The organism is Nocardia sp. 348MFTsu5.1 (genome assembly GCF_000383535.1).
Taxonomy (GTDB): domain Bacteria; phylum Actinomycetota; class Actinomycetes; order Mycobacteriales; family Mycobacteriaceae; genus Williamsia; species Williamsia faeni.
Genome location: NZ_KB911509.1, coordinates 481,414 through 506,661, shown reverse-complemented (window position 1 = coordinate 506,661; position 25,248 = coordinate 481,414). Strand labels below are relative to the sequence as shown.

20 protein-coding genes and 2 tRNA genes are annotated in these 25,248 nt (G+C 65.2%); 11 read left to right on the top strand and 11 right to left on the bottom strand.

The window, feature by feature from the left end:
* Positions 1-28: 28 nt before the first annotated feature.
* From otsB to H290_RS27580, 4 genes are all read right to left on the bottom strand, one after another.
* A complete protein-coding gene (otsB, locus tag H290_RS0102380) occupies positions 29-2,584 on the bottom strand; it encodes a trehalose-phosphatase (protein ID WP_028462669.1) in 2,556 nt (851 codons plus the stop codon).
* A gap of 97 nt (positions 2,585-2,681) precedes the next feature.
* Entirely contained in the window at positions 2,682-4,160 is a 1,479-nt protein-coding gene (locus H290_RS0102375) for a trehalose-6-phosphate synthase (RefSeq protein WP_020105154.1), read from the bottom strand.
* A 3-nt stretch (positions 4,161-4,163) separates the two neighbouring features.
* Positions 4,164-4,331 (bottom strand): hypothetical protein, encoded by a 168-nt coding sequence (locus H290_RS31390; protein WP_020105153.1) that lies wholly within the window; start codon positions 4,329-4,331, stop codon positions 4,164-4,166.
* 18 nt (positions 4,332-4,349) lie between these two features.
* Positions 4,350-5,867 carry a threonine/serine exporter ThrE family protein gene (locus H290_RS27580; RefSeq protein ID WP_081631461.1) on the bottom strand — a complete coding sequence of 506 codons (1,518 nt, stop codon included), beginning with the start codon at positions 5,865-5,867 and terminating at the stop codon, positions 4,350-4,352.
* Between the two features lie 6 nt (positions 5,868-5,873).
* Between H290_RS27580 and H290_RS0102360 the strand changes: the two genes are divergently transcribed.
* The 3 genes from H290_RS0102360 (at position 5,874) to H290_RS0102350 (ending at position 9,383) form a co-directional block, all read left to right on the top strand.
* Positions 5,874-5,948 (top strand) — tRNA-Thr (locus H290_RS0102360).
* A 172-nt stretch (positions 5,949-6,120) separates the two neighbouring features.
* Positions 6,121-6,825, top strand: coding sequence for an ABC transporter ATP-binding protein (locus tag H290_RS0102355; RefSeq protein ID WP_020105152.1), 705 nt, complete (start codon positions 6,121-6,123; stop codon positions 6,823-6,825).
* Entirely contained in the window at positions 6,825-9,383 is a 2,559-nt protein-coding gene (locus H290_RS0102350; RefSeq protein ID WP_155976655.1) for an ABC transporter permease, read from the top strand. The genes H290_RS0102355 and H290_RS0102350 overlap by 1 nt, the downstream gene beginning before the upstream one ends.
* A 33-nt stretch (positions 9,384-9,416) precedes the next feature.
* Here H290_RS0102350 and H290_RS0102345 read toward each other — a convergent pair whose 3' ends face one another.
* The gene (locus H290_RS0102345) at positions 9,417-10,736 is read right to left on the bottom strand and encodes an acyltransferase (protein WP_020105150.1); all 1,320 of its coding nucleotides are present in this window, start codon (positions 10,734-10,736) and stop codon (positions 9,417-9,419) included.
* A 21-nt stretch (positions 10,737-10,757) separates the two neighbouring features.
* On the bottom strand, positions 10,758-11,249 hold the full coding sequence (locus H290_RS0102340; protein WP_020105149.1) for a hypothetical protein: 492 nt from the start codon (positions 11,247-11,249) through the stop codon (positions 10,758-10,760).
* 97 nt (positions 11,250-11,346) lie between these two features.
* Between H290_RS0102340 and H290_RS0102335 the strand changes: the two genes are divergently transcribed.
* Positions 11,347-11,733: a RidA family protein gene (locus H290_RS0102335; RefSeq protein ID WP_028462668.1), complete on the top strand. Its 387-nt coding sequence runs from the start codon at positions 11,347-11,349 to the stop codon at positions 11,731-11,733.
* The gene (locus H290_RS0102330; RefSeq protein ID WP_020105147.1) at positions 11,733-12,920 is read left to right on the top strand and encodes a winged helix DNA-binding domain-containing protein; all 1,188 of its coding nucleotides are present in this window, start codon (positions 11,733-11,735) and stop codon (positions 12,918-12,920) included. The genes H290_RS0102335 and H290_RS0102330 overlap by 1 nt, the downstream gene beginning before the upstream one ends.
* A gap of 62 nt (positions 12,921-12,982) precedes the next feature.
* Here the strand turns inward: H290_RS0102330 and H290_RS0102325 are convergent, their stop codons facing one another.
* From H290_RS0102325 to H290_RS0102315, 3 genes are all read right to left on the bottom strand, one after another.
* On the bottom strand, positions 12,983-13,714 hold the full coding sequence (locus H290_RS0102325) for a hypothetical protein (RefSeq protein WP_020105146.1): 732 nt from the start codon (positions 13,712-13,714) through the stop codon (positions 12,983-12,985).
* A gap of 116 nt (positions 13,715-13,830) precedes the next feature.
* Positions 13,831-14,559: a hypothetical protein gene (locus tag H290_RS0102320; RefSeq protein WP_020105145.1), complete on the bottom strand. Its 729-nt coding sequence runs from the start codon at positions 14,557-14,559 to the stop codon at positions 13,831-13,833.
* 523 nt (positions 14,560-15,082) lie between these two features.
* A tRNA-Cys gene (locus H290_RS0102315) sits at positions 15,083-15,156 on the bottom strand.
* 288 nt (positions 15,157-15,444) lie between these two features.
* Here H290_RS0102315 and H290_RS0102310 point away from each other — a divergent pair.
* A complete protein-coding gene (locus H290_RS0102310; RefSeq protein ID WP_020105144.1) occupies positions 15,445-16,143 on the top strand; it encodes a response regulator transcription factor in 699 nt (232 codons plus the stop codon).
* Positions 16,140-17,588 (top strand): cell wall metabolism sensor histidine kinase WalK, encoded by a 1,449-nt coding sequence (locus tag H290_RS0102305; RefSeq protein WP_020105143.1) that lies wholly within the window; start codon positions 16,140-16,142, stop codon positions 17,586-17,588. The genes H290_RS0102310 and H290_RS0102305 overlap by 4 nt, the downstream gene beginning before the upstream one ends.
* Positions 17,589-17,599: 11 nt before the next feature.
* Here the strand turns inward: H290_RS0102305 and H290_RS0102300 are convergent, their stop codons facing one another.
* Positions 17,600-18,025, bottom strand: a complete 426-nt coding sequence (locus tag H290_RS0102300; RefSeq protein ID WP_020105142.1) for an HIT family protein — start codon at positions 18,023-18,025, stop codon at positions 17,600-17,602.
* A 94-nt stretch (positions 18,026-18,119) separates the two neighbouring features.
* On the opposite strand from H290_RS0102300, the gene H290_RS0102295 reads away from it, so the two are divergent.
* The 4 genes from H290_RS0102295 to purD all read left to right on the top strand — a co-directional run bounded on the left by H290_RS0102295 (position 18,120) and on the right by purD (position 24,161).
* Positions 18,120-19,391 carry a bifunctional glycosyltransferase family 2/GtrA family protein gene (locus H290_RS0102295; RefSeq protein WP_020105141.1) on the top strand — a complete coding sequence of 424 codons (1,272 nt, stop codon included), beginning with the start codon at positions 18,120-18,122 and terminating at the stop codon, positions 19,389-19,391.
* Positions 19,388-21,508, top strand: coding sequence for a glycosyltransferase family 39 protein (locus tag H290_RS0102290; protein ID WP_020105140.1), 2,121 nt, complete (start codon positions 19,388-19,390; stop codon positions 21,506-21,508). Before H290_RS0102295 ends, H290_RS0102290 begins: the two co-directional genes overlap by 4 nt.
* A gap of 89 nt (positions 21,509-21,597) precedes the next feature.
* Complete coding sequence (locus H290_RS0102285; RefSeq protein WP_051121864.1) at positions 21,598-22,875, top strand: low temperature requirement protein A; 1,278 nt, start codon at positions 21,598-21,600, stop codon at positions 22,873-22,875.
* A gap of 35 nt (positions 22,876-22,910) precedes the next feature.
* A complete protein-coding gene (purD, locus tag H290_RS0102280) occupies positions 22,911-24,161 on the top strand; it encodes a phosphoribosylamine--glycine ligase (protein WP_020105138.1) in 1,251 nt (416 codons plus the stop codon).
* Positions 24,162-24,247: 86 nt separating this feature from the next.
* On the opposite strand, the gene H290_RS0102275 is transcribed toward purD, so the two are convergent.
* The gene (locus H290_RS0102275; protein WP_028462664.1) at positions 24,248-25,204 is read right to left on the bottom strand and encodes an alpha/beta hydrolase family protein; all 957 of its coding nucleotides are present in this window, start codon (positions 25,202-25,204) and stop codon (positions 24,248-24,250) included.
* Between the last annotated feature and the right edge of the window lie 44 nt (positions 25,205-25,248).

The window sequence follows — 25,248 nt, the reverse complement described above, 5'->3', positions numbered from 1 at the left end:
AGCCCACCTGACATGTCGGTGAGGGTTGCTACGCCCCCAGCAGCCGGGCACACCGGAGGAGCCCGATGTGGCTGTAGGCCTGCGGATGGTTGCCCAGGGACCGTTCGGCGACGGGATCGTATTCCTCCGAGAGCAGTCCGGTCGGGCCGGCGGCTTTGACCATCTGGTCGAACAGGGCCTCGGCGTCGTTGCGGCGGTCGATGAGGAGGTACGCCTCGATGAGCCATGCGGCGCAGAGGTGGAAGCCACCTTCGTCGCCGGGCAGACCGTCGTCGTGGTGGTACCGGTACACCGTTGAGCCACTGCGGAGTTCGGCCTCGGTCGCGACGACCGTGGCGGTGAACTTCGGATCGGACGGGTCGATCAGACCCGACAATCCGATGTGCAGGGTCGCGGCGTCGAGGTCGACGCCGTCGTAGGCGGCCGTGAATGACTTCGCCTTGGCGTTCCAGCCCTGCTTCAGGACCTGGCGCGCGATGGTGTCGCGCAGCACGGGCCATCCGAGTTCGGTGTCGTAACCGAATTCCTCGCCGAGTTTGAGTGCCCGGTCGACAGTCATCCAGCACATCACCTTGGAGTACACGTGATGGCGGGGGTTACCGCGGATCTCCCAGATACCGTGGTCGGGCTCGGTCCAGCGGCGTTCCACCGCGTAGACCATGTCCTTGACCAGGTCCCAGTCGGCGGCCGACAACGCATCGCCGTGACCGGCGGCCTTCCGGGCGTGAGCCAGTGTCGAGATCAGGTCGACGATCGGTCCGAAGACGTCCAGCTGGACCTGTTGGTTGGCCGCGTTGCCGACACGGACCGGACGCGAACCGGCGTAACCGGGCAGCGAGTCGATGACGGCTTCGGGCGGCAGTCCGCCGCCGGCGAGCGTGTACAGCGGATGCAGCCATTCGGGGCCGGTGACGGTACCGAGCACGCGGTGCAGCCATCCCAGGTAGTCCTCGGCCTCGGTGTACGAACCGACGGAGACCAGAGCGGACGCGGTCAGCGCTGCGTCACGCAGCCAGCAGTAGCGGTAATCCCAGTTGCGGACGCCGCCGAGTTCCTCCGGCAATGACGTCGTGGCCGCCGCCATGATCGACCCCGTATCTGAGTGGACCAGACCGCGCAGTGTCAGCGCCGACCTCTTCATCAGGTCGCGTTTGATGCCGGGGAGGTCGAGGGTGGCGGCCCATTCGCTCCAGTACTTCTCCGACGCGGAGCGACGCTCGGACTCCGGAACCGCGGAGGGCTCGAGATCTTCGGAACCACAGCGCAGTTCGAGGACCAACGGCTCCTCCGAGAGCTCGACCACCGCGGTGGCGGTCTGGTGCTGACGATCGGTCTGGATCTCCCAGGTGACGCCGGGGGCGCGCAGTACCAGCGGCTCATTCGAGCCGTACACGCGCAGTCCTTCGTCGAATGTCTCGATGCGGACGGCGGCCTGACCGAACTCCGGACGCGGCGAGAACCGGATCCGGGCTTTGACGCTTCCGCGGATCACGCGCGTGAGGTCGGTGCGTCCGACGCTGACGTCGTGTGGCAGGTAGTCGGTGACCTCGAGGCCGGCCCAGCGGGTCCGGACGGTCATCGTCCCGTCGATGTAGCGCTGGCTCAAGGGGAGGGGGCGCTTGCCACCCTCGACCGCCGGGCCGATCGAGAACTCGCCGGCCTCATCCGTGCCGAGCAGGCCGGCGAACAGCGCCGCCGAATCGGGCTCGGGATGACACATCCAGCAGATGTTGGCTTCCGGGGTGACCAGGGCGACGGTGCGTGGCGACGCGAGCATCGTCAGACGCTCGATGGGGACCGCGTCGTCGCCGCGAAGCCAGGTGCGACGTTCCTCGACGAGGAACGCCAACGCGGTGGCGACCTGTTCGGTGTCGTCGACCCGGTAGGTGGCCAGGGTGTCGCCGTCGCCGACTTTGACACCGAAGTCCGGTCCGTGGAGCCGGTGGAACGCCTTCTCGTCGGTGACGTCGTCGCCGAAGAAGACCGCCGCGCTGGCGCCGGCCTCATGACGCAAGATGTCGAGAGCCTGGCCCTTGTCGGTCTTGATGACCGCGAGTTCGATGACGGACTTGCCCTCGGTGACCTGCACACCGTCCCAGGTGGCCGGCCCGGTGCGGACGCGGTGCAGCGCGGCATCGGCATCAGTGGTCGAGGCGTTCCGAACGTGCAGCGCGGTACTGGCCGGTTTGGTCTCCACGGTCACGTTGGCGAAGGCTCCGGCGATGTCGCGGAGTTCGACGATCAGCGTGTCGAGGAGTTCGGTGGCCTCAGGGGTGATCTCGTGGACAAAGCCCACATCGAACTCGCTGCCATGGCTGCCGACGAGGTGGACCTCGGCAGGCAGGCGTGACAGCGTGGCCAGATCGCGCAGCGCACGCCCGGAGATCACGGCTGCGGTGGTCGAATCCAAGTCGGCGAGGGCGCGCATGGCCCGTACAGAATCGCCGTTGGGTCGTGCATCTTCGGGGCGGGAAACGATGGGGGCCATGCAGCCGTCGTAGTCCGAGGCCACGAGCAGCCGGGGCATTCGAGCGATTGCTTTGAGGGCGCGCCGCAGTTCCGGAGCCAGGTCTTGTGCACTCACCACGCGAGTCTAAGTCTGCGCACCCGGGCTGAGTCCAATTCAGCAGACGTTATGTGTGTAATTGCATCGCTCGTCACAGTTTTGCCGGCGCAAACCCTCAGACGAGGTCGAGTCCGCGGTTCTCGCTCGGGATCGTTTCGGTGTCGGCACCGAGCGCACCGAGGAAACTTTTTGCCCAGCGCTGTACGTCGTGGGTGAGGACCTGGCGTCGCAGGGCCCGCATCCGGCGTTTGCCTTCCTCGGGGTCCTGTTCGAGCGCATCGGTGATGGCCAGCTTCACACCGTCGGTGTCGTAGGGATTGGCCTGGAATGCCTGGCGGAGTTCAGCTGCCGCACCGGTGAACTCGCTCAGCACCAACGCGCCGCCGAGGTCGCTGCGGCAGGCCACGTACTCCTTGGCGACCAGGTTCATGCCGTCGCGCAACGGCGTGACGAGCATGACGTCGGCCGCGACGAAGAAGGCGATGAGGTCGTCGCGGGGGACCGGGCGGTGCAGGTATTGCACCACCGGATGTCCGACCTGACTGAAGTTGCCGTTGATGTTTCCGACGAGCTGTTCGATGTCGCCGCGCATCTTGATGTAGCTGTCGACCCGTTCCCGGCTGGGCGTGGCGAGCTGCACCATCGTGATGTCGTCGGGATTGATCCGACCCTCCTGGAGGAGTTCGGCAAGCGCCTGCAACCGGACATCGATGCCCTTGGTGTAGTCGAGGCGGTCGACTCCCAGCAGGATCTTCTTCGGATTGCCGAGTTCTTGGCGGATCTCCGCGGCGCGCTTGCGGATCTCTTTGGACTTGGCGCGGGCATCGAGTTCGCCCGAGTCGATCGAGATGGGGAAGGCGCCGACCCGTACCGTGCGGAAACCGACCTGCACGACACCGAATTTCGAGCGGACGCCGACCTGTCCTTTGGAGGTGGCCTGGCCGGCGAGCCGGCGGGCGAGGTAGAGAAAGTTCTGGGCACCGCCGGGCAGGTGGAAGCCGATCAGATCGGCCCCGAGCAATCCCTCGATGATCTCGGTCCGCCACGGCATCTGCATGAACAGCTCGACCGGCGGGAACGGGATGTGCAGGAAGAAGCCGATCTTCAGATCGGGGCGCAGCATCCGGAGCATCTTCGGCACCAGCTGCAGCTGGTAGTCCTGGATCCAGACCACCGCACCCTCTGCAGCCGCTTTCGATGTGGCTTCGGCGAACCGTCGATTGATGGCGACGTAGGCATTCCACCATTCGCGGTGGTACTCGGGTTTGACGATGACGTCGTGGTAGAGCGGCCACAGTGTGGCGTTGGAGAAGCCTTCGTAATACTCGGCGATCTCCTCGGCCGACAACGGCACCGAATAGAGCTGGAGCCCTTCGACTTCAGGATGCTCTTCGACATCGGGCAGCCCGGACCAGCCGACCCAGGCGCCGGTTTGCGATCGCAGAATCGGTTCGAGTGCGGTGACCAGGCCGCCCGGACTGCGATTCCAGCGGATGCTGCCGTCAGCGAGTACTTCTTTGTCAACCGGTAGCCGATTGGCGACCACTACGAAGTCGGCGCGGGTGTCGGACTTGTTCGATCGCTTGGTTGGCACAGATCAGGCTTCGCCCGGTGCAATCCCGAGCATTGCCAGCAACATCCGGCACTCGTCGGCATCGATTGCGTACGCAGCGACGACCCGTCGGGCGGAGTTCGCGGTCTCGTCGGCCACGGGCTCCAGATCTTCGTCTGCGATGTCTGTTTTTTCACTGGTCTTGGCAGGCATGGCGAATATCCTACCTGGTCATATTCGTCTGTCGGTCAGACCTGGGCGCACGTCTGACTTCCGCAACGGCTGGGTGACGGCGTCCGGGTCGACATCGGGTTCGCCGGTCATGCGACCAGGGCGGATGCCCGAGCGCGCGGTCAGGAGCGCTCGGGTCGGCCTGGTCGGAATCCGGGGCCGGCGCAGCGTTCGGGCGACGAACTCACCGAGGGTCACGCCGGCTGCCAGTGAGCAACCGACACCGATCGCCGATCCGAACGCGGTCAGGCCGTCGATCGTCTGACCGCTGATCAATCCGTAGAGCCCTCGGTAGATCGCCAGACCGGGCAACAGCGGGGTGATCCCCGCGACCGCGACAACGAGTGGCGGCGTCAGTGCCCGGCGGGCGAGCAGGCCGCCGACGAGCCCGACCATCGAGGCCGCGATGCCCGCTGAGATGACGGGGCCGAAGTTGTAATGGCCGGCAGTCGCGACGATGGCAGCACCCATGGCGCCACCGATGAACGCAGTGGGGAGCGCCCGGAACTCCGCGTAGCTGGCGACGGCGAACGCGGCGGCGGCGGTACCGCCGGCGACGACCCGAACCGGCGTGTTGGCGAGGTCGAATTCGGTGGTCGAGGTGATTGTCGGCAGGTAGATCCCGGTGGCCTCCATCAGCCGGATGGCGATACCGACACCACTGATGATGCCGCCGGTCATGATGAGCAACTCGAAGAAGCGTGCGCAGCCGGTGATCGGTGCGCCGGTGATGGCGTCCTGCACGGAGCCGACGAGCGAGAGCCCGGACAACAACACCACCACGCCGGCCGCGATGACCAGCGATGGTTTGATGTCGACCCCGAGGGTCTCCCGGTTCTCGTAGACGATCGCCGCCGGTATCACCGCGATGAAGCCACCGGTCATCTGCTGAAAGAACAGCGGTGTGCCGATCTTGTTGAGCAGACGGTTCGTTCGGTCGATCACCGCCGTGGTGAGGAAGGCGACCACCGCTACCAGCCAGCCGCCGCCGAGCAGCACCGCCAGCGCACCGGCCATCGACGCCCAGGCCAGGGTCGCGACCCAGCGCCGATAGGGGTGGGGTGCGGCGATGATGGCGTCGATGACCGTGTGGGCTTCGCCGGGATCGATCGCGAGGTTCCGGATCTTGCGGACGAGGCGGTCGACCGCCGCCAGTCGGGTGAAGTCGAGTGAGCGGTAGTGCACCGATCTCATCGCGGTCACCGGCGGCATCGAGGTACCGCGACGAGCACTCACCCAGATGGTGTTGTACGTCACATCGACTTCGCAGTTCTCGACGCCGTACATGCTCGCCACGAACCGAACCTGCATCTGCGTATCGATCGCGCCGGTGCCCGAGTCGAGCAACACCGCTCCTACCTGGATCGCAAGGTTGAGAACTTCGGTAACTGCGGCATCGTCGGTGAGGTCGATCGGCTGTCTGGGCGATACCGCCGGTTCGAACGGCTCGATCGTGTCGATCGTCGCTCGACGACTGCCGGCGATGAGCCGGGGAAGTCTCGCGATATACTCACGCACGCAGTTGCCTCCTTAGCTCAGTGGTAGAGCACTCGCCTTGTAAGCGAGCGGTCGTCAGTTCAATCCTGACAGGGGGCTCCACAGACTTCAGGGTCAACTCGCCGGTTCCGGGGGGTTGACCCTGTTGTCGTCTGCACGCTTGAGCAGAAACACGCCGGGATCGGGCGTGGAGTTTTAGCATTTCTTATGCGACCACCGCATCTCGCGGCTGGAGATTCGTCGGTCACGCCACCAAAGGGAGGCTTGATTCGACATGAAGCCGGTATTGCAACTCGCAGGCGTCGGTAAGTCATACCGCCGGGGCGACGAGCAGGTCCTCGTCCTCGATGATTTCGACTTCACTTTGGACGCAGGCGAATTCGTTGTCGTGACCGGTCCATCGGGAGCCGGAAAATCGACCCTCCTGCATGTGGCCGGCGGGTTGGATGAACCGGATCGCGGGACCGTTTCGGTGACCGGTCGGGACGTGTGGTCGATGAGCGCCGGCGCTCGCGCGGCGTTCCGGCGACGCAACCTCGGATTCGTGTTCCAATTCTTCAACTTGGTGCCGATGCTGACCGCGGTGGAGAACGTGTCGCTGCCGCTGGTCCTGGACGGTGTGCGGGCCCGGTCAGCCGACGCCCGCGCCCGCGAGCTACTGGAACGGATCGGTCTCGGCGACCGCGCCGGGCACCGGCCGGCCGAGCTGTCGGGTGGACAGATGCAACGGGTGGCCGTGGCGCGCGCGCTGGCGGCCCGGCCGTCGATCATCCTGGCCGACGAGCCGACCGGAAACCTGGACAGTCATTCCTCGACCGAGGTCCTGGATCTCCTGCGGTCGCTGTCCGACGAAGACGGCGCGGCGGTCGTCATGGTGACCCACGACCCGGCCGCGGCCCGCTACGGATCCCGCGAGCTGCGCCTGGTCGACGGGCGTGCATCTGCGGTCGACGAAGCCGCGCCTGTCGAGGAGAAATGATGCGACGGTTGCGTGCCGGATGGACATCCTTCCGGCGCATCCACCTCGCCGCGTTGATCTCCGACTGGCGCCGGACGCTGCTCAGCGTGATCGGGGTCGCGATCGGGGTGACGGTCGTCCTCGGCGTCCTGATCCTCAAGTCCGAACTCGTCCGCCCGTTCGATTCGTTTGGCCCGTCGCTCACCCACGCCGCCGACGCCGGGGTGGTCGAGGTGACGCCGAACGTCAGTGGCCGGCTGCCGATCGAGACGGTCGACCGGCTGGACGACGAGGTGGCGGGCGCGCAGGCCGTCATTCCGATCGTCGCCGGGTTGACACCCGTGGCCGGCGACGGCGGCTCACACGGATTTTTTCTGCTCGGTGGGTCGTGCCAGATCGAGCTGCTGATCGGCCCGTTCGACTGCGAGCAGCGTGCGCTCGAGGTCACCCCGGCAGACGGTCCGGGCGTGCCACTCGCGATGCCCACGGCCATTGCCGAGCGGCATGACCTGCAGCTCGGTGACGAATTGCGGATCCCGGGCCTGCCACCGGGGTCGGCGCACCTCGGATCGACCTTCCCGGAGTTCGAGCGCGTCGAGGGCATCAACGACGGCTACGTGGTGGTGGCCCCGTCGTCGGACATCGCCGCGGGCCTGTTCTCCACGCCTGGTTACGTCACGGCCGCGTTCGTGGTCCCGACACCGGGCGTGGATATCGCAGCCGACGTCGACGAAGTCATCGCCGGCGTCGCGACGGCAGGCCCGCCCCGTCCGCACCTGCCGGCCATCTTCGAGAACAGCATGCAGAGTCTCAACCTCGTCGCGCTGGCCGGAATCATCGTCGGCGTCCTCATCGCTGTGAACACCATCCTGCTGGCCGTGGAGGATCGGCGAGCGGTGATGGGGACCATCGGCGCGATCGGCGCCAAACCCTTCGGGTTGTTCGGCGGGATGCTCGGCGAAGGCGCGGTCGTGGGCGTTCTGGGGGGACTGTTGGGTGTTCCGAGCGGATTTCTGTTCGGGATGTATCTGGTGGACAGATTCGGGCAATCCATGTTGACCGGGTCCGGCGGCGCCATCACCGCGCATTTCACGCCGGACCTGATCCTGATCGGAGCCATTGCGGGGATCCTCTGCGGAATCCTCGCGATGATCGGGCCGGCCATCAGGCTGGTTCGCGACGGACCCCTGGCGTCGATGGCGAGTGTCGGTGGAGTGCAGCGCGCCCGGACTATCCCGTTGTGGCCGCTGCTCGTCGGGGCGGTCCTGCTGGCGGGGGCCGTCGTCGTGTTGAAGATATTCGAGCGCGGGTCGCTGCCGCTGAACGTGGGTGTCAACGGTATGACGGTGGCGTTGTGCGGGGTGGTGTTGGTGACGGTGTGGGTCGCTCCGCGTGCCGCCGGGCTGGCGATCGGGTTGCTGACGATCGCCCGTCCCGCGGTCGGGCGGCTGCTCGGAGCCGAATTTCGGCGCTACACACTGATGTTCGCGATGTCCGCGGCGCTGCTCGCCGAGGGCACCAGCTTTGCCATCGGCTCGCACAGCATGCAACTCCTCGGTACCGAGCAGGTTGCCGAGCAAAAGGCCGACCGACTGCCGGCAGCGTTGTTGATCGCCCCGCAATCGGTGCTCGACCAGCGGGACGGCGCGATTTCCGACTCCACATTCGAGTCGGTGACCGGCGCCGCTGACGGGCGCAGCGTGTCGTCCCGCCGCCGATCGACGATCTCGTCAGGGACGTTGTCGCGACTGGTCGTCGGCGTCACGCCGGGCGACTGGTACAGCCAGGCACTGTATGAGCCGGCCGATGGCGGGGACAAGCTCTGGCAGGGATTGCGGGACGGGGAGATCGGCCTGAGCGAGATCGCGGCCGCCCGGCTCGATGTTGCGGTGGGCGACACCGTCGAACTGCCGACCGTCGAGGGACGAAAGCAGTACCGGGTGGCCGGGACCTTTCATCCACGGATGATCAACGACGCAGCAGTGGGAGACGTCGTCCTGGTATCCGATTCTCTGGCGCGTTCGGATTGGGCTGCCGTCCGCGACCAGGTGGCGGTGGCGTATCCGTCCTCCGCCGAAGCGACCGCTCACCGTGGGGATTTCCTCGACCTCGGCGCCGGACTGTGGGTGTACGACAACGAGGAGTGGCGATCGGCGGCCACCACCGGGATCACCCGCTTCCTGGAGCCATTGACGCTCGCGGGGTACGTGGTGATGGTCGCCGCCGGATTGAGCGTGCTGAATGTCTTCGTGCTGGGACTTGTCCAACGCAGGCGTGAACGAGCTGTGTTGCGGGCCATCGGGATGACGTCCGGGCAGGAGCAGGGCGTGATCATCGTCAACGCCGCGCTGCTCGGTGTACTGGTCGCCGCGGTTGCCGTGCTCGGAGGTATGGGCCTGACCTATCTCTGGTCGCTGGGCTCACCGGTGTACTACGGCATCAAGATCGAATGGGGTGTGTTGTACCCGTCGCTGCTGACCGGAGTGGTTGCCGTATTCCTACTCGTCGCGACTGCTGCGGTGTACCCCGTGATTCATTCGCGGCGGCTGGAGGCGGTCGAGGTGCTGCGAGAGAGTTGACGACACGAGCGACGTGCCATCGAACGGCAGCCGTCAGCCGTGAATCTCCCGGTGCAACAGTGGAATGTCGTCGCCCTCGCGCCGGAACCGGTGCATGTGTTCCCGAGTCGCGGGGCTCGACGTGGCCTCGATTTCCTTGGGCGGCAAGGCCATTTGGAAGACCAGTCCGCGGCCATCTGCCCCGTCCAGCAGGGCACCGAGTCCGGCAACGGGCAACTTCAGCAACGCCGTGTAATAGAACGGGAAGGTGCCCTCGAACTGGAGGCGGTACACGCCGAAGCCGCTCTGGTTCGAGACAAGCGGGTTCCACCGGGCCGGATCAAAGGCCGTGGAGACACAGCGAGCGGCCCGCCATGGACCGGCAGCGTCCAGGAACTGCTGGTTGATCCGCATGTCGCAGTGTTCGTCGGCAAAGTGGTCCACGATGTGGCGAAGGCGTTCGGCAATGGAACTCGCGGCCTCTCCGCGCCGCAGTTCAAGACTCAGCGTCGTGAGGATATTGCCGATCAGCAGCGGATCGAGACCGCAACGAGTCCGCGCATTCACGGCGATGGCGAGGGTGCGACGATCCACCGCGGGATCCGCCTCCATCAGCGCCTCGGAGATGTGCGCGCACACAACGTCGTTCGCAGACAAGCGCTTCCCGTTCCCGTAGGCCTCGCGCATGCGAATGATTTCGTCTTCTCCGAAGTACAGACTCAGAGTTCGCTGCTTGCGCGCATCCTTTGCCAGGTACAGCGCGCTACGTGCAAGCTCCGCAAGCCCGAGAGTTCGCACCCCGGGTTCCCGCGCGCCATCGGCAGGTAGATGCCCATCGAGGTAGGCAGCGCGGTCTTCGACGATCAACGGCTCAGCGAGTGGCTCGCCGGCCGCAGCGGCGGTCCACGCGTTCATGAAAACCATGAATGTCTGCATGTCGCCGATTGCGTGGTGCCACGAGAAACCGATCGCGGTCGCATCGTCCGCAAGATGCGTGACACGGACCTTGCACAACGGGCCTCGCCCCCATCGGGCCGTGGCCCCGTTCACCGGGTCGATGAGCCACAGTCCACCCTCGTCCGTTGCGGAACGGATGGCGTCAGCGAGCGTGCGGCCGGACGACACAGATGTGAAGGGCACACCCTGCCCCTCGCATCGGATTCGCATCGTGCCGCCGGCAAAGGCCATTCGCCCCGCGAAGACCGGAAGATTCGTGAGCGCCTGCGCAAATGCATCGCCGAGCGCCGTGACGTCGAGATGCCGCTTGAAGAAGAAGACGAGGTGGATCGCCAGGTTGGCGACAATCGCGTCGCCGACGTTGCAGCGGACGTCAAGCCGCTGTACGTCCAAAGGCTTGATCAGCTGGGTCGGCACGACGAGTTCCGAGACGATTCTTCACGCAGCGGTGGGGTACACCCGCTGCGACATCACCGGCGCAAACCACACCCGCGAAAGGTCGATACCGGCATCGCGAGTGGTTTCGAAGGGCACCAGGTTGTGGTCGACGCCGCCCGGTGACCAGTGTTCGTGCAGGTCTTCCACGGCAAAGATGAACGGCAGCCAGTCCGTCATCTCCGCGGCGCGGGTGAAGCCACCGGCGATTGCCCAAGGTCTGTCGTCTTCGTTGTAGGCGAAGAAGTGGTCGCCGTATGCAGGGCTGACGCCATCGCCGACCAGAGCGGTCAGTACAAACCAGTCGGCCGACTCCAGCACCTGTTCGGACGCGATGTCGCGGGCAAGGGTGTAGTGGTGATCAACCGAGGCGAGGGCGGCTTCTTCTTCGAAGAACACCTCGGCCTGGCTGATGTCGAGTCCGGTACCGACCAGAGCGTGGTCAGGCATACCGAGAACAAAATAGGCGCTTTGCGGTGTGACACCAGGTCCCATGACGGCATTGTGCCAGTGCTGCCGGTCGTCCGTCGGAAACCGCGCGGGTTGCCCCGGGTCCAATTGCCGCCGATGTGGTCACACCTAGGATTGCGTCATGTCCTCAGTGCAGATCAACGGACCGGAAAACGGTCATACCCGTAGCGCAACGATTGCACCCGGAAGCCTGGTCTTCACCGCCGGCGCGGCACCGATCGACGAGAACGGGGTCACGGTCGCACCGGGGAATGTCAGCGAACAGGCCCGTCAGTGCATGAAGAACCTGGAAGCCGCACTCGTCGAGGCCGGGGCGTCACTCACCGATGTCGCGAAGGTCACCGTGTTTGTGGCCGAACACCTGCAGGCCGACCTCGTCGTCGCGTGGGATGTCGTCACGGCGGCGTTCGGCGATCACAAACCGGCCGGCAGCCTGCTGGGGGTGTCGGTGTTGGCCTACGACAACCAACTCGTCGAGATCGAAGCCGTGGCGGCGATCGCGCCCTGATGAGTCGGCCGGCGATCAGCACCGAGCAGCGGCGCGCGCGGCTACTGCGCCGGCATCGCCTGGTGGCCGACGAGTACGCGGACACCCCAGAACAGGTCGCGGAGGCGGTCGTCGGCCTGCACGCGACCACGCCCTCGACGGTGTTCTTGTCGGCGTGGGCGCGGATGGAGGCCTTCGAGGTCGCCGACCTCGAGCGGGCCCTGTACACCGATCGGACGCTGGTCAAACAGTTGGCGATGCGGCGAACGCTGTTCGTGTTTCCCCGGCCGGCACTCGCCGACGCTGTCAGTGCGGTCGGTCCGCGGGTGGCGGCGAGTGAGCGCACGAACATGCTTCGTGATCTGCGCCGAAGTGAGGATTTCCCCGATCCGGAAGGCTGGATCGAGAAGGCGCGGGCCGCCGTCGCCGGGGCCCTGATCGGTGGTCGCTCCGCATCGTCGTCGGAGTTGCGCCAAGAGTTGCCCGAACTGTCCGGGTCGATCCGTCATGGGGAGGGCAAGTCCTGGGGCGGGGTCTCGTCGATGGGTCCGCGGGTGCTCAGCCACATGTGCGCGTCCGGAGCCATCGTCCGCGGACCGAACGACGGGAACTGGCTACGGTCACGGCCACGCTGGACGTCGATGTCCGATTGGCTGGGGGCTCCGCTGGAGCTGACCGATGTCGCCGGCGGGCACCGGGCGCTGATCGAACGCTGGCTTCGACGGTTCGGGCCCGGGACCGAGACCGACATCGTCTGGTGGCTGGGATCGACCAAAACTGCCGTCCGCAAAGCGCTTTCGGAACTCGAAGTGGTCGAGGTTGATCTCGACGACGAATCGGTCGGGTACGTCATGGCCGACGATCTCGAGCCGCTCGAACCCGCGCCGCCCACGGCGCTGTTGCTGCCCGAACTCGACCCCACCCTGATGGGCTGGAAACAGCGGGACTGGTATCTCGGACCGCACGGTTCACACCTGTTCGACAGCAACGGCAACGGCGGGCAGACGGTCTGGTGGGACGGGCGGGCGGTGGGTGGCTGGTATCAACGGGCGGACGGGTCCGTCGGTGTGCACATGCTGGAGAAGGTCGCGCGACCTGCGGTCAAGGCGATCCGTGAGCGGGCCGACGAGTTGTCATCCTGGCTGGGTGATGCCAGACCCAAACCCGGCTACCCCGCACCATTTCACAAGGTTCTGCCTGGCGGTTAACAGCGAGTGCCACATCACCGCGGGCTGCAAGCAGAACCGCGGTGATGTGGTGATCGGTTCGGCTAACTCGATCCGGCCGGTAGGGGTTCGAAGTCCCACCTCGCGCAGCCGTATCTGACGTCATCGGCGAATCCGTCCTGTGGCGAACTCTGGGCTGTCCCGACGCTCACGCCGTATGCAGTGACTTGTGCATCGGGGTTCGCGTCTGAGATCTCTTCGAGCGTCAATGTAGACACATTGTCGTCTGGCAGCCCCTCGATGTCGCGGGTCGACCGCCAGTTACCGCTGGCCAGGTCGTCGCTGTTCCACCACTGGTTCAATCCTTCGTCGCCGTTACTGGACGGCTGCCACACAAGCGTGGTGAATCCGTACCAATCATTGTCGATCCGATCCGCTCCACGAATGCGCAGTTGGAATGTGGTCAGTCCTCGGTGCTCGAACCCGAGGCTGTTCGGGCGGAGCAGGTCGGACAACGGAGTGTCGATGCCCGCATGGAAAAAGTTCGTCTGTGTGCCCGGCTCTGCGTGAAGATTCAAGAAACCATTTCCTGTCCCTGCCGAACCCTCCTGATACGTCGGCGCGTTCGCTTCGAGGTTGCGCCAGCCCCAATCGAGGACCGGGAGCGGATAGACGTTCGTGTGAATGCACGGAAAGCCTGGCGGAAGCAGAGTGATTGGGTCGACGCTGCCACCGTCTCCGGGCGCCGCGGAGGCGGGCGCGCTGATTGCGACGGAAACTGCCACGGCCGCCGCAGCCGCCATGGCGGCGCCCGACCGAAGGTACTTGTGAACCATGATTTGCTCCTTGACTTCGGCTGATCAATCGCGCCGTGGTTGACACAATGTGCGCGAATGGGGGTGCATCACAACATAACTAGCAGGTGCTGCGTGCCGCAGCGTGATCGATTCGGTTAACTCGATCCGGCCGGGAGGGGTTCGAAGTCCCACTTCGCGCAGCCGTATCGAACATTGTCTGCGAAACCCTCGTCTGGCTGGCTCTCGGCTGTGCCGACGAGCACGCCGTATGCGGTGACTTGTGCATCAGGGTTCGCTTCGGCGATCTCTTCGAGCGTCGCCTTCTCCACGGCATTGGCTGCCAGCCCCTTGATGTCGCGGGTCGACCACCAATTACCACTGGCCAGGTCGTTGCTGTCCCACCACTGGTTCAATCCTTCGTCGCCGTTATAGGCCGGCTGCCACACGAGTGCGGTGTATCCGTACCGATCGCCGTCGGTCCGATCCGCTCCGCGGATGCGCAGCTGGAACGTGGTCAGCCCTCGGTGCTCGAACCCGAGGCTGTTCGGGCGGAGGAGGTCGGACAACGGAGTGTCGATTCCAATATGGAAAAAGTTCGTCTGTGTGCCCGGGTCTGCGTGTAGGTTCAAAAACCCATTTCCTGTCCCTGCCGAACCCTCCTGATACGTCGGCGCATTCGCATCGAGCGCTGTCCAACCCCAATCCAGGACGGGGAACGGGTAGACGTTCGTGTGGATACACGGAAACCCTGGCGGGAGCAGAGTGATCGGGTCGGAGCTCCCGTCTCCGGGCGCCGCCGATGCCGGCGCGCTGATTGCGACGGATGCTGCCATGGCCGCCGCAGCCGCCATGGCGGCGCCCGACCGAAGATACTTGTGAACCATGATTTACCCCTGACCTCGGCTCATGGTACGCATCGGTCTTGACGTCCCATGTGTGCGAATGGTGATGTACTGCAAAATAATTCGATCGTGCGCCAGCCGGACCGATCCCACGGCGCGCTGTCTAGGGAAATGCGATCGGTGCCGCCGAAGGGACCACCATCCCGACCGCCGCGCGATCAAGCTGGCCGGTTATCCGCCAATTGCACTGACAATTGGTTTACTGCAGGGTGGGTTGATACGCAGTCCAGATAACAATCTGTTACCGTTTCGTGATCTGCAAATTTCGATCGAAGTAGAATGATTCGGGTCAATTCGATTGTCGGAGATCTCGGAGTGCGGATTCCTCGCTCGCGGGGTACTCTGCAGATCGCGAGCCGGCGGGTGACCCCCTGCGAGCCTCCGCCGAGGCGTTCAATTGGTGCCCGGCCGTGTTCGCCGGTACGCGGAAGGAAGCGCGTTCTGTCCGTAGCACGACTAACTGCGGATATTGACCCATGGAGGCCACTTTTGTTGGGCCACACTTTGGAGCGAGTGACGGGATTCGAACCCGTGTAAACGGCTTTGCAGGCCGGTGCCTGACCGCTCAGCCACACCCGCGTTATCTGAAAACAGATTTCCATTGGCTTTGCTCGCCGTCGAGGTTTGCGACCACGTCGATCTGAACGTTCATTTGGGTAGTCTTTCCTAAAGCAATCGTGCCGAAATCGGTCATCCGATATGAATTCCGTCTGAAATGAAATTCCTCCCGAAATGAATTTCCTGCGATAGTGAGCCTGCCGAAATATGAGCCTTCCGAAAGGTATCTTGGGGAAATGAGGACGGTTCACAGCAACTTCCCAGCTCACCGGCAGGAAGCCGAAAGTATCACCAGGCATTGTGGGCGTCATGAGTGATCAAGGTGCCCGAGTGCTGGTTGTCGATGACGAGCCGAACATCCGGGAGTTGCTGTCGGTGTCGCTGAAGTTCCAGGGGTTCGATGTCGAAACCGCTGCCGATGGCCCGCGGGCGCTCGATCGCGCTCGCAGTTTCCGTCCTGACGCCCTGATCCTGGACGTGATGATGCCCGGTATGGACGGCTTCGGGTTGCTGCGTCGCCTCCGGGCCGACGGTGTCGAGGCCCCGGCTCTGTTCCTCACCGCGCGGGACTCGTTGGAAGACAAAGTGACCGGGCTGACGATCGGTGGCGACGACTACGTCACCAAGCCGTTCAGCCTCGAAGAGGTGGTCGCCCGCCTGCGGGTGCTACTGCGGCGTGGTGGTTTCGGTGACAACCCGGAACAGAATCCGCGCATCACATTCGCCGACATCGAACTCGACGACGACACCCACGAGGTGTGGAAGAGCGGTGACCTCGTGGCGTTGTCGCCGACCGAGTTCACACTTCTGCGCTACTTCATGATCAACGCCGGAACCGTCCTGTCGAAGCCCCGGATCCTGGACCATGTCTGGAATTACGACTTCGGTGGCGAGGTCAACGTCGTCGAGTCGTATGTGTCGTACCTGCGGCGCAAGGTCGACACGGGCGACAAACGGCTCATCCACACCTTGCGCGGTGTCGGATATGTGATGCGCGAACCGCGGTGACCACCACCGCGGAGGTCACCAGTGCAGCGCGGCCACGCCGAGGCGTCCCGCTTCGGGTATCGCTGGTGGCCCTGACGCTGGTGCTCGTGACCCTCGGATTGCTGGTCTCGGGCATCGCGGTCACCACGGCGATGCGGAACGACCTGATGTCCCGCACCGACAAGTCGCTGCGGGAGGCCGCCGCGGGCTGGGCCAGGCCGCGGGCGCTTCCGCCGGGTGAAATGGATTCTCGAGACGCAGACAAGGGCCGTCCACCGACACCGTATTACGTCCAGATCAACCGCTCGGACGGTACGACGGTGGTCGTCAACGACACCGGAGAGGAGCCGGATCTCTCTGATCCCACCGATTTCGGGCCAGAGCCGGTGACCGTGCAGTCGGCCGACGGTGACGGGCCGCGGTGGCGGGTGGTCGAGACGACCTCGCCCTTCGGTACGGCCCTGGTCGCGGTGCAGTTGGACGATGTCGACGACACGCTGAGTCGGCTGATCTGGCTGCAGGTGGGGATCGGTGCCGGGGTGATCGTGGTTGTCGGCGCTCTTGGATATCTGCTGGTGCGAACCAGTTTACGGCCGTTGGAGCGGGTCGAGAGCACTGCGCACGCCATTGCCGCCGGAGATCTGAATCAGCGTGTGCCCCCGGCGGCGGCCAACACCGAGGTCGGCAGTCTGGCGGCGTCGATCAACACGATGCTGCATCAGATCCAGGGTGCCTTCGCGGCGTCTGCGGCCTCCGAGGATCAGGCCCGCCGCTCCGAGGAGAACATGCGCCGGTTCGTTGCCGACGCCAGCCACGAACTACGCACACCGCTGACGTCGATCATGGGGTTTGCCGAGCTCTACCGACAGGGCGCGATGACCGATACAAAAGTGTTGATGTCGCGCGTCGAAACCGAAGCCGGGCGGATGGGGTTGCTGGTCGAAGACCTGTTGATCCTGGCCAGGCTCGACGCGCAGCGTCCGTTGGAACGTGCGCCGGTGGATCTGCTGGCTCTCGCATCCGATGTGGTCCACAGCGCCAAGGCCGGCGCACCAGATCGGACCATCTCGGTGGAGGTGTTCGACGGACCGGGCATTCCCGAGGTATCCGGCGATGCCGCCCGGCTGGCGCAGGTGCTGAGCAACTTGGTCGGCAACGCCATCCTGCACACACCCGACGACGCGTCGATCACCGTCCGGGTCGGCACCGTCGACAACGACGCGGTGCTGTCGGTGAGCGACACCGGTCCGGGGCTCAGCGAGGAGGACGGGGCGCGCGTGTTCGAGCGGTTCTATCGCGCTGATGCCTCGCGCCACCGCACGGACAACTCGTCGGGCAGCGGCCTGGGCCTGTCCATCGTCGCGGCGCTGGTCGCCGCCCACGGAGGCACCGTGGGCGTCGACTCCGAGCCCGGTGCCGGTGCGACGTTCTGGGTGCGGATTCCGCGGGACCAGGTCAGTCCCTGACGTAGTCGGCCTCAGTTACTGACGTGGTCGCTGTGGCCGAGGGCGCGCAATTGTTCCCTGATCTTGTCGGCGGCGGCGTCGAGGGCCGCGGGATCAGGATTCTTCTGCGCGTTCGCCAGATCGAAGGTCTCCAGCTGCCACGCCGGGAACACATGAACGTGCAAGTGCGGAACCTCCAGGCCGGCGATCAGCAGTCCCATCCGTGGCGCGTCGAAGGCCGCTTTCACGGCGAGCCCGACCGTCTGCGCCACTGAGCTGATCTTGCCGAACAGTTCCGGATCGACACCTTCCCAGTGATCGATCTCCTGTCGCGGAACCACCAGCAGGTGCCCGTCGGTGACCGGGTTGATGGTCAGGAACGACACGACGTCGTCGTCCTTCCACACAAATCGTCCGGGGATGTCGCCGTTGATGATCATTGTGAAAACCGATGCCATGCCCTGACCATATCTCCGCGGGCGATGCGGCACTCATAGGAACCTGGCAGGAAGGGCCAAGGTCTGGGACATCTGCGGATTCCACAGTGGGTGCATGACAGCAGACACCATCGACGACGTCCCGGCCGAGGTGGCCACGATCGTCGTCGACCTCACCCCGGCGGCGCCGGTGCTCGACATCGTCGTCCCGGTCTACAACGAGGAAGCCGACCTGGGCTCGTGTATCCATCGGCTCTCCGAACACCTCGGCGCTCACATGCCGTATTCGGCCCGCATCACGATCGCCGACAACGCCAGCAGCGATGGCACATTGGCCATCGCCAAGGAACTGGCGGACTCGATCGGGGACGGTCGACGGGTTCGGGTCGCCCACCTCGATGCGAAAGGCCGTGGCCGAGCGCTCAAAGCGGTCTGGCAGCAAAGTGACGCCACAGTGGTCGCCTACATGGATGTGGATCTCTCGACCGACCTGAACGCCCTGCTGCCCCTGGTGGCGCCACTGGTGTCCGGGCATTCCGACCTGGCGATCGGCTCGCGGTTGACGCGGTCATCCAGGGTGATCCGCGGGACCAAACGGGAATTCGTCTCGCGGAGCTACAACCTGATGCTGCGCACCACCATGGGCGCGAGTTTCTCCGACGCCCAATGTGGTTTCAAGGCAGTGCGTTCCGATGTTGCACGCTCACTGCTGCCGATGATCGACGACACCGGCTGGTTTTTCGACACCGAAATGCTGGTCATCGCGCAGCGCGCCGGTTTGCGGATCGCCGAGATACCGGTCGATTGGATCGATGATCCCGCCAGCAAGGTCGACATCATCGCGACCGCAATCGAGGACATCAAGGGTTGCTGGCGCGTGGGCCGGGCGCTGGCCGCCGGACGACTCCCGGTCGCCGAGCTGCGAGAGAGCCTGGGGCGCCATGAGATCGGACCACAGGTTGTCGGTGTCCCGCGCGGGCTGACCGGTCAGCTGGTCCGATTCTGCATGGTCGGCGTCATTTCGACGGCCGCGTATGCGGTGCTCTATCTTGCGCTGCATTCCATCGTCGGCGCCCAAGCCGCGAATCTGCTCGCCCTGCTGATCACCGCGGTGTTCAACACCGCAGCCAATCGGGCGTTCACCTTCGGTGTGCGGGGCCGGATCGGCGCCGCCCGACACCAACTCCAGGGCATCGTGATCTTCGGCTTCGGCTGGATGCTGACCGCCGGATCATTGCTGCTCCTGCACATCTGGGCACCTGAGACGTCCAAACATGTCGAACTGATCGTGCTGGTGGCGGCGAATCTCGTTGCCACGATCCTGCGATTCATCGGATACCGCTTGGTCTTCCGCAAACCACAACACAACAAGGAGGTACCGGCATGACGGTGCTGATCGATCGACCGCCCGCCACGCCCGGACCCGAATCCAATGACGATGCGCTGCCATCGTCGCCCCGGCCGCGGTGGGAATGGCCGGCATTCGGCTTGCTCCTGGTCGCCACCGCAATCCTGTACCTGTGGAATCTGAGTATCAACGGCTGGGCAAACTCGTTCTACTCCGCGGCAATTCAGGCGGGATCGCAATCGTGGGAGGCCTGGTTCTTCGGGTCGTCGGATGCAGCGAACTCGATCACGGTCGACAAACCACCTATGTCGCTGTGGATCCCGGGATTGTCCGTTCGGCTGTTCGGGCTGAACTCGTGGGCGATTCTGGTGCCGCAGGCACTGATGGGTGTGGCCTCGGTCGCGCTGCTCTACTGGATTGTCCGCAAGCGTTTCGGTCCTGTCGCAGGTCTCATCTCCGGCGCCGCGTTGGCACTGACCCCGATCGCGGTACTGATGTTCCGCTTCAACAATCCCGATGCACTGCTGGTGCTGTTGATGATCGCGGCCGTCTGGGCAACCCTGAAGGCCATCGACGACGGCCGGATCCGGTGGATGATCCTGACCGGGATATTCGTCGGACTGGGATTCCTGACCAAGCAGATGCAGGTGTTCCTGGTCATCCCGCCACTGGCGTTGACGTACATCGCTTTTGGGCAGAGGACCTGGATGATCCGGCTCGGGCATCTGTTCGCGGCCCTCGGGGCGACGATCGTCTCGGCCGGCTGGTGGGTACTGGCCGTGGAACTCTGGCCGGCCGGCTCGCGCCCCTATATCGGTGGTTCGCAGAACAACTCGATCCTCGAGCTCACCTTGGGATACAACGGGTTCGGCCGTCTCAACGGAAATGAGACGGGAAGTGTGACCCCTGGCGGCCGCGGAATGGGCGGAACGGAAGCCGTGACCGCGGGTGCTGCAGGTTTTCCCGGTGGCGCTGGTGGTCCCGGTGGAGGCGGTATGTGGGGCGAGACCGGCTGGACGCGGATGTTCGAGGCAGCCCAGGGCGGACAGATCGCCTGGCTCATCCCCGCCGCATTCATCTTGGGTATCGGCGCAATCATCCTGCGCGGCAAGGTAGTACGAACCGATAGCAGGCGTGCCCTGCTGGTGGTGTGGGGTCTGTGGCTGGTGACCACGATGGCGGTGTTCAGTTTCATGGCGGGGATCTTCCACGCGTACTACACGGTCGCGCTCGCGCCGGCGATCGCCGCCCTCGTCGGTGCCGGTGCCGTGCAGTGCTGGCAGCGCCGTGACCGGTTGTGGGTGCGATTGTTGTTGTCCGGTGCGTCCGTGGCAACGGGTGCGATGGCCTACGTCCTGCTGGGCCGTTCCCCGGACTTCCTGCCGTGGTTGCGTTACGTCGTGTTGATCGGATCGATCATCGCCGCGGTCGTGCTGCTGTTCTCGCATCTTGCCGCACCGGCACTGCGCCGTGGCGCGCTCGTCGCAGCATTTGTGGCTCTGGCGCTCGGGCTGGCCGGTCCGGCCGCCTACGCCATCGACACCGTCTCGTCGACCCGGTCGGGTTCCATCCCCAGTGCGGGTCCGGCAACCGAGGGCGGTTTCGGGCCCGGCGGTGGGATGCGTCGGATGGCCGGCAACGCCGAGGGCATGATGCCGCCCGGGATGACCGGACAACCGGGTGTGACGGGGATTCCCGGGATGCAGAGAACACCGGGCGGTCAAGGTGCGATGCCGGGATTCGGTGGCGCCACCGATGGCCGGACCCAGATGGGTGAAGCAGGTCAGATGGGTGCTGCGGGTGGCGGACTGCTGGCCGGATCGGAACCCACCGAGGAGATGGTTGCGCTGTTGAATGACAACGCCGACGACTACACCTGGGTGGCAGCGGCGATCGGCTCGAACAGTGCGTCGGGCTATCAGCTTGCGACAGAGCACCCGGTGATGCCGATCGGCGGGTTCAACGGCAGTGATCCGTCGCCGACGCTGGCCGAGTTCCAGGTGTACGTGAACGAGGGGAAAATCCACTACTTCATCGTCGGCGGCGGCCAGATGGGTGGCGGTGGCGGCTCGGAGATCACCGAGTGGATCGAGGCCAACTTCACCAGTACGACGGTGGGTTCGGTGACCCTCTACGATCTCACCGAGCCCACCTGATCCACCCGATTCTCCGTGTGCGGTCCTGGGGCGGGTTGATCCTGGCCACCGGCCGGTGATCGTGAATGGGAGAAGGGCGGGCGCTCGGTATGACCCAACACAATGGCGGCGCACAGGCGGTGTCGGCCGTGACCGACCTCAAGCATCGGGTGACCCGGATGACCGGTCGGGACCCCCACGAGGGCGGCCGGGCGGCCACAAACCTGGAGTTGTTCTTCGACCTCACGTTTGTGGTCGCCTTCGCCTTCGCAGGTGCGCAGGTGTCGCACTATGTGGCCGAGGGGCACTACAAGACAGCGGTGCTCGGCTTCGTCTTCACCATGTTTGCCGCGATCTGGGCGTGGATCAACTTCACCTGGTTCGCCTCGGCGTTCGACACCGACGACTGGCTGTACCGCCTCACGACGATGGTCCAGATGATCGGCGTGCTGATTCTGGCGCTGGGCATCGAGCCGGTCTTCGCATCCATCGACGCCGGCGGTGTGATCAACAACCGGGTACTGGTTCTCGGCTATGTGGTGATGCGCCTGGCGATGGTGGCGCAGTGGGTTCGGGCGGCCTCGGGGGATCCGCGTTACCGCAGCACGTGTCTCACCTTTGCCGGCGGTATCGCGGTGGTGCAAATCGCCTGGGTGGCAGCAATATTCCTCGACACCGAGCTGTACGCGACGATTGTTCTCGTCGCAGTTCTCGTGGCATGCGAGATGTGTGTCCCGGTCATCGCCGAGCGGCTGGCCGACGAAGGATCGACCCCGTGGCATGCCCATCACATCGCCGAGCGGTACGGGCTGCTGGCGATCATCACACTCGGTGAGGGCATCGTCGGAACCACCGCGGCCCTCCAGGCGGTGGTGCACCTGCAGGGCTGGACGGTCGAGACCGCGGTCCTGGGTCTGGCGGGTGTGGGTATCACCTTTGGCATGTGGTGGATCTACTTCGTGGTCCCGTCCGGCCGGGCACTGCACCGGCGCCGTGGCCGGGGGTTCGTCTTCGGCTACTTCCACATCATCATCTTCATGTCCATCGTGATGATGGGTGCCGGACTGCACGTCGCGGCGCTCTACCTCGAACACGAGGCGACGATCGGCGAGACCGCCGTGGTGGTCTCGGTGGTCATCCCGGTGGGCATATATCTGGCGAGCATCTTCCTGCTCTACGGCTTCCTGCTGGGCTTCGACCGCGTCCACCTGGCCGAACTGGCCGGTATGGCGGTGATTCTTTCCGTGGCGGTTGTGCTTGCCGCCGCTGGGGTTTCGGTAACGATCTGCCTGATGGTCGTGGCGTTGGCCCCGGCACTCGGCATAGTCGTCGACGAACTCTCCGGTGGGGAGCGTACGCGTCAGGCGTTGGAGGTCCTGGAGGCGTAGGTGTGAGCACCGGATGCGGGCGGTAGGGTCAGCACGTGCGAGTACTCGTCATCGGATCGGGCGGCCGTGAACACGCCCTCGTCCTGGGTCTGAACCGCGACCCGTCTGTCACTGACCTACATGTGGCTCCGGGCAACCCCGGTACCGCGGCGTTGGCCACCAATCATGCGGTCGACATCGTCTCTGCCGATGCTGTTGTGGCGCTGGCCACATCGATCAAGGCCGACCTGGTGGTGATCGGTCCCGAGGTGCCACTGGTACTCGGGGTTGCCGACGCCCTGCGGGCAGCCGGCATTGCCACCTTCGGCCCCGGTGCCGAAGCCGCAAAGATCGAGGGCTCCAAGGCATTTGCGAAGGGTGTGATGTCTGCGGCCGGCGTGCGGACCGCGCACAGCGAGATCGTCGACAATCCGGCACATCTCGACGCTGCACTCGATCGCTTCGGACCCACCTGGGTGGTCAAGGACGACGGCCTGGCCGCCGGCAAGGGCGTGGTTGTCACCACGGACCGCAACGCCGCCAGGATCCATGCGGCGGATCTGCTCGAGAGTGGGCATCCGGTGTTGCTGGAGTCCTTCCTCGACGGACCGGAGGTGTCGCTGTTCTGCCTGGTCGACGGAGCCACCGTGGTTCCACTGCTGCCGGCGCAGGACCACAAGAGGGTTGGTGACGGCGACGCCGGACCCAACACCGGTGGCATGGGCGCGTACACCCCGTTGCCGTGGCTGCCCGACGCCATGGTCACGCAGATCGTCGACGACGTCGTCGAGCCTGTCGCGGCTGAGCTCCTGGCCCGCGGTATCCCGTTCTCCGGCTTGCTCTATGCCGGACTCGCGATCGGCGCCGAGGGTCCGGCCGTCGTCGAATTCAACTGTCGCTTCGGCGATCCGGAGACCCAGGCCGTGCTCGCGCTGCTCAAGTCGCCGCTCGGTGTGGCATTGAACGCCACGGCCACCGGAACGCTCGCGGCGCTGGCGCCCCTGGAATGGGAAGACGGAGCCGCCGTGACCGTGGTCGTTGCCGCCGAGAACTACCCGGGTCGGCCGCGGACCGGCGATCTGATCACCGGTTCCGACGGCGAAGGCGTCCTGCACGCGGGTACCACGATCTCCGACGGTGCAGTGGTGTCCAACGGTGGCCGCGTGCTCAGTGTTGTCGGGGTCGGTGCCGACCTCGCCGCCGCGCGGGCCCAGGCCTACAGCCGGCTCGGAACGGTCAAACTGGCGGGTTCACATTTCCGCACCGACATCGGGCTGGCCGCCGAAGAAGGCCGGATCAGCATCTGAGCCGGCGCCCCTGAAAGCTGTCAAACAGAGAGGTGCCGGGGGACATTTACCCTCGGCGCCTTGCTATTGGACAGTTTTGAGGGGCGCTAGTCCGCGAGGCTGCGGCCGAGGAAGGCGATCTGTTCGGGGAGAACCCCACGCCAGTAGCGGTTGGTGTGTCCACCGGGCGATGTGCCGAATGCCGGGGGTGGTCGGAGTCCAGCCATCCACTGGCGGGTGTAGGTGAAGAATTGGTCGCTGGATCCGCATTCGATCAACAGCGGTATCTGGGTGAACGAATCCTGTTGTCCGAAAAGAGAATTGGCCTGGTAGTCGGCGAGCGTGTCGAATGCCCGGGGAGGGAAGTTCGCGGGGTCGCCCCACAGTGCGGGGGAGCTGACCGCGATCGCCGCCACCCGTGGAGCGCCGAGCATCGCACCGAGACGCAGCGCGCCGTATCCGCCCATCGACCAGCCGAAGAAGCCGATGCGATCGGTACGCAGGCCCAGCTCCGGGTTGCCTTCAAGGAGCGGGAGGAACTCGTCGAGCACCATCGCGCCGCCGTCGGTGCCGTCGGTCCGCGGGTGGTAATAGCTGCGGTCCGCATCCACCGAGGCCAGGGCAAACGGGGCGTTGCCCTCGGTTGCCCAGTCCTGCATCAGGCTCTGCATCTCCAGGCCGCCCATGAACGCGGCTCGATGGTCGGTGTTGAGAGCGTGCAGGACCACGACGACCGGGAGTTCGCCGGTCACCCCGGCGGGGCGGGCCACCATCCAGTTCGTCTCGCGCCCGAGCATCTGCGCCGATTCGAAACTGCCGGTGAATATCTCCGCGGCATCGGTGGGTGTGGGGGTCTTCGGCACCTGGGTGGACGGATCATCGGCGCGCACCGGTTGGGGTGCGACCCGCTGAACCTTCTCGTCCGAGCATGCCGCCAGCAATCCGAGGGCTCCGGCCGCGAGTCCGGCACCCAGCAGCGCGCGACGGCCGGTCACCGGGCCACCGCGTGTCCGAGAGTCGCCGAGGGGTCCAGGCGAAGGGGCCTGGTTCGCGGAGGTAGTCATCGCGAGACACGGTACCCGGTGGGTTGCACCAGTTGGTCGCCGAA